This is a genomic window from Erwinia sp., from assembly GCF_031978025.1.
Lineage (GTDB): Bacteria > Pseudomonadota > Gammaproteobacteria > Enterobacterales > Enterobacteriaceae > Erwinia.
Genome location: NZ_DALZCD010000129.1, coordinates 4706 through 11930, shown reverse-complemented (window position 1 = coordinate 11930; position 7225 = coordinate 4706). Strand labels below are relative to the sequence as shown.

General features: G+C 56.0%; 5 protein-coding genes. 3 read left to right on the top strand and 2 right to left on the bottom strand.

From position 1 onward, the window contains the following. The coding region (locus RTK32_RS11945; RefSeq protein WP_312044198.1) for a glutathione binding-like protein at positions 1-434 on the top strand (434 nt) is incomplete at its 5' end. Positions 435-785: 351 nt separating this feature from the next. On the opposite strand, the gene dtpA is transcribed toward RTK32_RS11945, so the two are convergent. Next, on the bottom strand, positions 786-2249 hold the full coding sequence (gene dtpA / locus RTK32_RS11940) for a dipeptide/tripeptide permease DtpA (protein WP_312044196.1): 1464 nt from the start codon (positions 2247-2249) through the stop codon (positions 786-788). A gap of 623 nt (positions 2250-2872) precedes the next feature. Between dtpA and RTK32_RS11935 the strand changes: the two genes are divergently transcribed. Further along, positions 2873-4324: a flagellin gene (locus RTK32_RS11935; protein ID WP_312044195.1), complete on the top strand. Its 1452-nt coding sequence runs from the start codon at positions 2873-2875 to the stop codon at positions 4322-4324. 299 nt (positions 4325-4623) lie between these two features. Here the strand turns inward: RTK32_RS11935 and RTK32_RS11930 are convergent, their stop codons facing one another. Next, positions 4624-6054 (bottom strand): amidase, encoded by a 1431-nt coding sequence (locus tag RTK32_RS11930; protein WP_312044193.1) that lies wholly within the window; start codon positions 6052-6054, stop codon positions 4624-4626. A gap of 117 nt (positions 6055-6171) precedes the next feature. Here RTK32_RS11930 and RTK32_RS11925 point away from each other — a divergent pair, with 117 nt between their 5' ends. Continuing rightward, on the top strand, positions 6172-6765 hold the full coding sequence (locus RTK32_RS11925; protein WP_312044191.1) for a TetR/AcrR family transcriptional regulator: 594 nt from the start codon (positions 6172-6174) through the stop codon (positions 6763-6765). Positions 6766-7225 lie beyond the last annotated feature (460 nt).

The following is a 7225-nucleotide window of genomic DNA, read 5'->3' as shown; positions in this document are numbered from 1 at the left end:
TTACCGACAGCAACGCGATACTCATCTGGCTGGTAAAACGCTACGCGCCGGACAGCCAGTGGCTGCCGCAGGATCGGTATCAGGAAGTCCAGGTACACCAGTGGCTGGGCAAAGCTGCTGGCGAAATCCGCTATGGTGTGGCCTCGGCCCGGCTGATTAAACAGTTTGGCACGCCGGAAAATTACGCCTCGGCGGTGGCGGTTTCCCGCAAATTTTTACCGCAGATGGAGGCCCATTTGCGCGGCAAACGCTGGCTGGTGGGCGACAGCGCGACGCTTGCCGATCTGGCCTGCTACGCCTATGTTGCCTGCGCGCCGGAGGGGGGCATATCGCTGCGCGATTATGCGGCGATTCGGCAATGGCTGCAAAACGTCGAGTCGCTACCGGGCTTTATCGCGCTGCCTTCGCTGCCGCACCCTGAGGAAGCGGAGTGATGCCCTGTGCCGGCGCCGCAACAGGCAGGCCCCTGACCGCGAGGCGCCAGCTGCATGCTATGCAAAATCGCCTTATGGCATGCGGTCAGAAAGGATTCAGACCCGCAGTAAGCCGCCGTACAGGATGATGCGAGCCGCCGAAGGAGTCCGCCTGGGAAGCCGCTGCTGGCAGCTCGCTATCAGTAGCGGCGGAAATAGAATGGGCGCAGGCGGCGCGTTATTTCATGAAGGTACCGGACTGACTTTATCAATGGCTTCATCTGGCTGGCAGGGGATTTACCGCTTTCGGTTTGCCTGCCCATAAAAAAAGGGTGACGCGATGTCACCCTTTTTATTTGCTGGCGTAGACAGTTAGTTCTGCGTCATGCGGTTCAGCTTAGGCGCGGTCAGCAGCATCAGCACGGCAATTACGCCGGTCACGATACCGATCTGCAAAAAGACATCGCCGTAGACGTGCAGCGACTGCAGCGGATCGGTGATGTTTTCCGGCACCGCCATCAGGTTAGCCACTTTCCCGGCCACCATCGCGGCACCGGCCGTGGTCAGGAACCAGGAGCCCATGATAAAGCCCATCAGGCGCTGCGGCACCAGCTGGGCGACCATCGCCAGACCCAGTCCGGAAATCATCAGTTCGCCCACGCTTTGCAGCGCATAGCTCAGGATCAGCCAGCTTACCGACACGATACCCAGATCGCTGGCGAATTTCGCGCCCAGCGGCAGGACCAGGAACGCGCCGGAGCAGAGCAGCATCCCCAGCGCGAATTTGTGCGGCATGGGCAGACGGTCGCCCATCTTGTTGTAGATTGCTGCCAGCAGCGGGCTGAAAATCATGATCCAGAAAGGGTTCAGCGCCTGGTACTGCTCGGGCTGGAAGGTCAGGCCAAGAATACTGTGTTCAACGTTACGGATGGCAAAAAAGTTCAGGGAGGTTGGCATCTGCATATAGAGCACGAAAAACACGATGGCTTCTACCATCAGCAAAAAGGCAACGATCATTTTACGCCGCGCCGCGCCCTGTAGCGCAAAGGTTTCTTTGGCAAACAGCAGCACGATACCCACAGCGACCGCCCCCAGCAGCAGGCGCGCCACACCCTGATTGTGCAGCATCCAGGTGGCAATCGCGATCAGCACGGCAATGCCGACTATTGTCGCCAGCAGCTTACCTACCTGTAACGGCTGGAAGTCTGGTTTTGAACCATGGCTTTTAACCCAGCGGCGGAAAAACATAAAGTTTACCAGCGTAATCAGCATCCCAACAAACGAGAGCGAGAAAGCCACGTTCCAGCCATAGTGCGCAGCCAGCCATGGCGTGGCGAGCATGGAGAAAAAGGAACCGATGTTAATCGCCATGTAATACATGGTAAATGCACCGTCCAGGCGTGGATCGTCTTTTTCATAGCAGGTAGAGAGCAGCGAAGAAGGGTTGGCTTTAAACAGGCCGTTACCGACGGCGATAGTCGCCATACCGATATAGACCATGCTGACATTGTGGCCTGACCAGGCCACCAGCGCGTAGCCCAGCGCCAGCACCAGCGTGCCCAGCACGATAACGCGTTTGGTACCGAGTACCTTGTCGCCCAGCCAGCCGCCTACGGCGACCAGCCCATAAACCAGCGCGCTAAAAGAGGCGAACAGCGTAATAGACTGTGCTTCGGACATGCCCAGCATCTTGACGAGATAAACCGCCATAATGCCCTGCAGGCCGTAATAACCAAATCGTTCCCAAAGCTCAATTGAAAAAATCAGATAAAAAGATCGGGGTTGTTTAAACGCGTTGAGACTGGTGTTCTCAGGATGTTTGTTTGCAGTTGACACGAATACCTCGGGAGTCGATCGCCTGATTTGAAGCGAAAATTAAGTCGGTTTTCATCAGGACGGGCTTTAGCCGCATAGTTATAAACTCGGAAATCGGCGGTTAATTTCGCCGATTGTGTGCCATCAGGCAAGCATTATTTCAAATCAGGACGGGCGCAGTTTTCCTGGTGTTTATTTCTTTTGCAAAGTGCATCTTTGCTATGAATTGCTGTCTTTACATATATGTTAAACATATTGTTCTGTATTAAGGTTAATGGTTGCACAATACACCCTATTAATAACCTGGCGATAACAGGCAGGCATTTGTCTGCCTGCGGCAAAGTTAAGCAATATTATGCGTGGTTTATGCATGTCAAATCACAAAAAGGAGAGGATTATCACGTTAGTAACGGCGGTGACGCCGTCATCTGCGGGTAAATTTCCGCTTTGTAGGGTGCCATAAGTTATTAATAGGTGAAAAATAACTTCTCTGACCAGGCGAGGTCACTGCCCGATACGGCAGCGAGGCCGTTGTCAGGCGGGACGAAAGATTTATTTAGGTTGTGTAAAGAAGAAGCGCAGCGGCTAAAGCCGCCCAGGCCCAGGCCGATAACTTATTACCTCAATAACTGTACCGGGTGATAATGCTAACAATTTTCAACAATGAAACTGCGCTGGCTACGGGCAATACCCGGACGGCAAACCGTTCGCAGCTGGCGCAATCCATTGAGCGGCTCTCTTCTGGTTTACGCATAAATGGCGCTCACGATGACGCGGCGGGGCAGGCTATTGCTAACCGTATGCAGGCGAACGTCAATGCAGACAGCGCGGTGGGGCGCGGTCTTAACGACGCTATCAGCTACGCGCAGACCGCGGAAAGCGCGCTGGGTAACATCAGTGATATGTTGATTAAGGCCAAAAGCCTTGCGGTCCGGGCAGCTAACGGCACTATGTCGGTGTCCGACCGCCAGAGCTATAACACGGAATATCAGCAGCTGCTGGCGGGCATCAACGGCATCGCCAGCGGCACCGAAATTTTTGGGCAGTTCCCTCTGGCAACCGATCGGCCGGAGCTGCCTCCGGTACTGCTGGGCAATGTGGCGCCTATTGGCACTAAATTCCCGGTAGCCGGACAAAACTACTCCTTTAACTCTGGCGTGATATCGCTCGCATATATTCCGAGCGGCACCACTAACCTCTCTATTACTCTGGATTCGCTGAGCCTGGACGACGACGTGCAGCTTTTTACACGCGACGGCAAGCATTTAGCCGGCACGCCAGTTGATGGCGGCACGCCAGACTATACGTGGGTCAGTAAAGGTGTTACTGACGCCGCCTCTGCGACCAGTAAGCTGATGAGCATCAGCAACGGGTTCAACAGCGGGGCCAGCTACGACGAGGCGGATCTGAATGAAGGTGGCCCTTCCTGGGCGTTAAACGGCAGTAAAACCTCCAGCTATAACGGAATGAACATCACTTATAGCGGCGACGGCGATCGCTATGAAGATGCGACCAGCGGTGCGGCGAACGACGGCACGGTCACCGGCAATACGCTGGAACGGCTCAGCATCGACAACGTTAGCGAAGATCTTATCGTGGTAGTGGTCGGCAACGGGTCGTTCAACAGTAACCTGACCTGGGGCACTCTGCCACAGCCGACCACCACGCCAGCGGTACCGCCGAAACAGAGCCAGCCTCTGGAGGTCATTACCAGCGCTAACTACGGTCAGCCAGTGCAGTCGGATACGCTGGGGCCAACCCCTTCCGATACCAAAACGCTGGGCCTGGATAACACCAGCCTGCTGACCGACGGCGCCATTCGCACGACGATGAACGCGCTGGATGCGGCACTAAATAAAGTCAGCAGTTACCGTTCCGATTATGGCTCGAAGATCAACCGTTACGAGTCGAACAAATCGGTGCTGTCGCAGGAAAGCATCGCGACGCAGGCGGCGCAGAGCCGTATTCAGGATGCGGACTATGCGCAGGAAGCCAGCCAGCTGGCTAAGGCGCAGATTAAAGATCAGGGGCAAACCGCCGTGATGAAGATGGCCAACCAGCAGGCGCAAAACGTCCTGACGCTACTGCGTGATTAATTACGCAAAGAAAGCCGTTGATACATTTGCAAGGGTTCTGACTCTTTATCGTAAGGAGTGGCTGCTCCTGAATCCGCCTGACGCGATCTTCTTTGAAAGTGAATACCTGGCAGATACGCGCTCTTAAAAGCCAGCTTCTGGCACAGCACAGCGCATGTTCTGTTAAGAAGAACTAAGCAAGGGAGCCTGACAGGAGAAGGGTATTGAAGCGGCAGAATAGCTCTTGCGTGCACGTCGGGGAGGGTGAGTCCACTAACATTCCCTGCCGCAAACGGGCAGGGATCTGCCTACTGAAGGGGTTATTGACCGGCCCAGACGGCAGGTTTTCGGCGGTGCCAGGGAAACGCCCGCTCCAGCTGGCCTGCAAGCTGTAATAGAAGCGGCTCCTGATTGAATCCCGCCAGAAACTGCATTCCGATCGGCAGGTGGCTTGACGGGCTGAGCCCCAGCGGCACGGACATGGCCGGCGTGCCGCAGACATTAGCCAGGGCGGTAAAAGGGGACTGGTCAAACACGTGGTGCATCCAGCCGCGTCCATCCAGCGTGTCCTGATGACGATTGTAATGACCCAGTTCGGTTGGCAGAGCGGGCAAAACAGGCGTCAGCAACATATCGTACTGCTGATAAAATTGCCCCATGCGCTGGGTGACAGCGTTACGCATGTGCATTGCGCCGACCATCTCAACGGCGCTCAGTTCGTGGCCAAGCTGCCACAGCGCCAGATTCGATGGCTCAAGCGTATCGGCGTTAACCGACCTGTTCATCGCCCCAGCCAGCGCGTCGATCCAGGCCGCGGTATTCGCTGCCCAGAAACGCGTATTCATTTCTACAAAAGCCTCCCAGCGGCCGATATCCAGTGTGGCTTCCTCTGGCTGATGTCCAAGCGCGATAAGCTGTCCGACGGTCTGCTCCAGTGCGGCCACCACTTCCGGATCGCTGCGTCGGCCATTTAAAGGATGCGTTATCACGCCGATCCTGAGTGGGCGGGGGGCTTGCACTGCACTCTCTCTCAGCGTGTTATGCGTAGCGGCAATAATAAAAGGATCGCCAGCCGTATTTCCCTGCACGGCGTCCAGTAAAGCCGCGCTGTCCCGCACCGTACGGCTGACGAAGCCATGTACCGCCAGGCCTGACCACACTTCGTCCACTTCCGGCCCCATGCTGATGCGCCCACGGCTGGGCTTCAGGCCAAACAAGCCGTTGGCTGAGGCCGGTACGCGAATCGACCCTCCTCCATCAGTGGCATGGGCAGCAGGGACCATCCCTGATGCTACCGCCGCCGCCGAACCACCGCTCGATCCTCCGGCGCTGTAGCGCTTGTTCCACGGGTTAACTGTTCCGCCATTAAAGCGCGGCTCTGTGGTGGTGCTGGCGGCCAGCTCCGGCGTGGTCGTGCGGCCCAGCAGCACCAGTCCGGCCTGCCGCATTTTCTGTGTCAGGGTAGAATCCTGAGCGGACACGTAACCGGCTGTCAGGCGGCTCCCCAGTTCGTTACGACGACCGCTAACGGCAATGCCGAGATCTTTAACCAGCATGGGCACGCCCTGTAACGGGCCTTGCAGGTTGGCTGGCTCATCCTGCCAGATTTCAATGACGGCATGGATTTCGCCGTTCACTTTTTCTATCGCCTTGATGGCCGCCTGGTTGACTTCCTCAGGCGTGACATCGCCCTGAGCAATCAGCATGGCGAGGCCGACAGCGTCGCAAGATGTGTAGTCTGAAAGATTCATAATGATCCGGTTCGTTGCTAAGAAGACCTTGACACCCTGAGAGTGTATACTGGTTAGTATCGAATGATACCGATTGGTATCGTACGATACTAACCAGTATCATTGCAGCGAGGAAATATGCCTACACTCTCACAACCGCGTCTTCCCCCGCGCGATCGCCTTCTTCAGGCGGCAGAAACGCTTTTTTATCAGGACGGCATCACCCGAGTGACCGTAGATGCCATTGCCGAAAAAGCGCAATCCACGAAAATGACGCTTTATCGCCACTTTGCTTCTAAAGAAGCCCTGGTATTGGCGTGGATCGGATTACTGATTGAAGATTATGGTCAGGTATTCGACAGGCTTGCCGAACAGTTTCCGCACGAACCCACCGCCCGGATTAGGGGTTTTGGGGCGTTTCTGGCTGATAATCTTACCGGCACGCTGCAGCGCGGCTGCCCCTTTACCAACACACTGGCGGAAACCACCGGGCAATTCCCGGAGGTGAGGGCGTTGATTTTTGCTCACAAGCAGCGGCAGTTTCAACGGCTGGTGGACTGGTGCACTGAGGCAGGCTCGGCCGAGCCTCAGGCGCTGGCAAAAGAGATTACGCTGCTGCTGGAAGGCTTGCAGGTGGTGGCGCAGAATGGGGGCTTTGAGGATCCGGCTGGCTTCGTGCTTGAAAAATTAGCTACAAGGCTGGATGGCCTGACGGCTACAAAGCCAGGCTGAAAAGGCTCTGGTAAAGGCGAGGCCTGGGTTTACCCGGCGATCGGTAGCCGACTTGGTGTCAGGCCGTTTTCTCACATCCAACGCTCTGTGGCTTTTTATCGCTGGCCGACAGGGCGGCAGGTCTCTGTTTCGCATCGAACGCTCTGTGGCTTTCTATCGCCAGTCAACAGGGTATCCTCACGTCTGACTTTCAGACGGCCTTATATCATTAACCGACAGGGCGGCAGGTCGCTGTTTCGCATCGAACGCTCTGTGGCTTTTTATCGCCAGTCAACAGGGTATCCCCACGTCTGACTTTCAGGCGGCCTTATATCATTAACCGACAGGGCGGCAGGTCGCTGCTTCACATCCAATCGCTCTGTGGCTTTTTATCGACAGTCAACAGGGCGGCAGGTCGCTGTTTCCCATCGAACGCTCTGTGGCTTTTTATCGCCAGTCAACAGGGTATCCCCACGTCTGA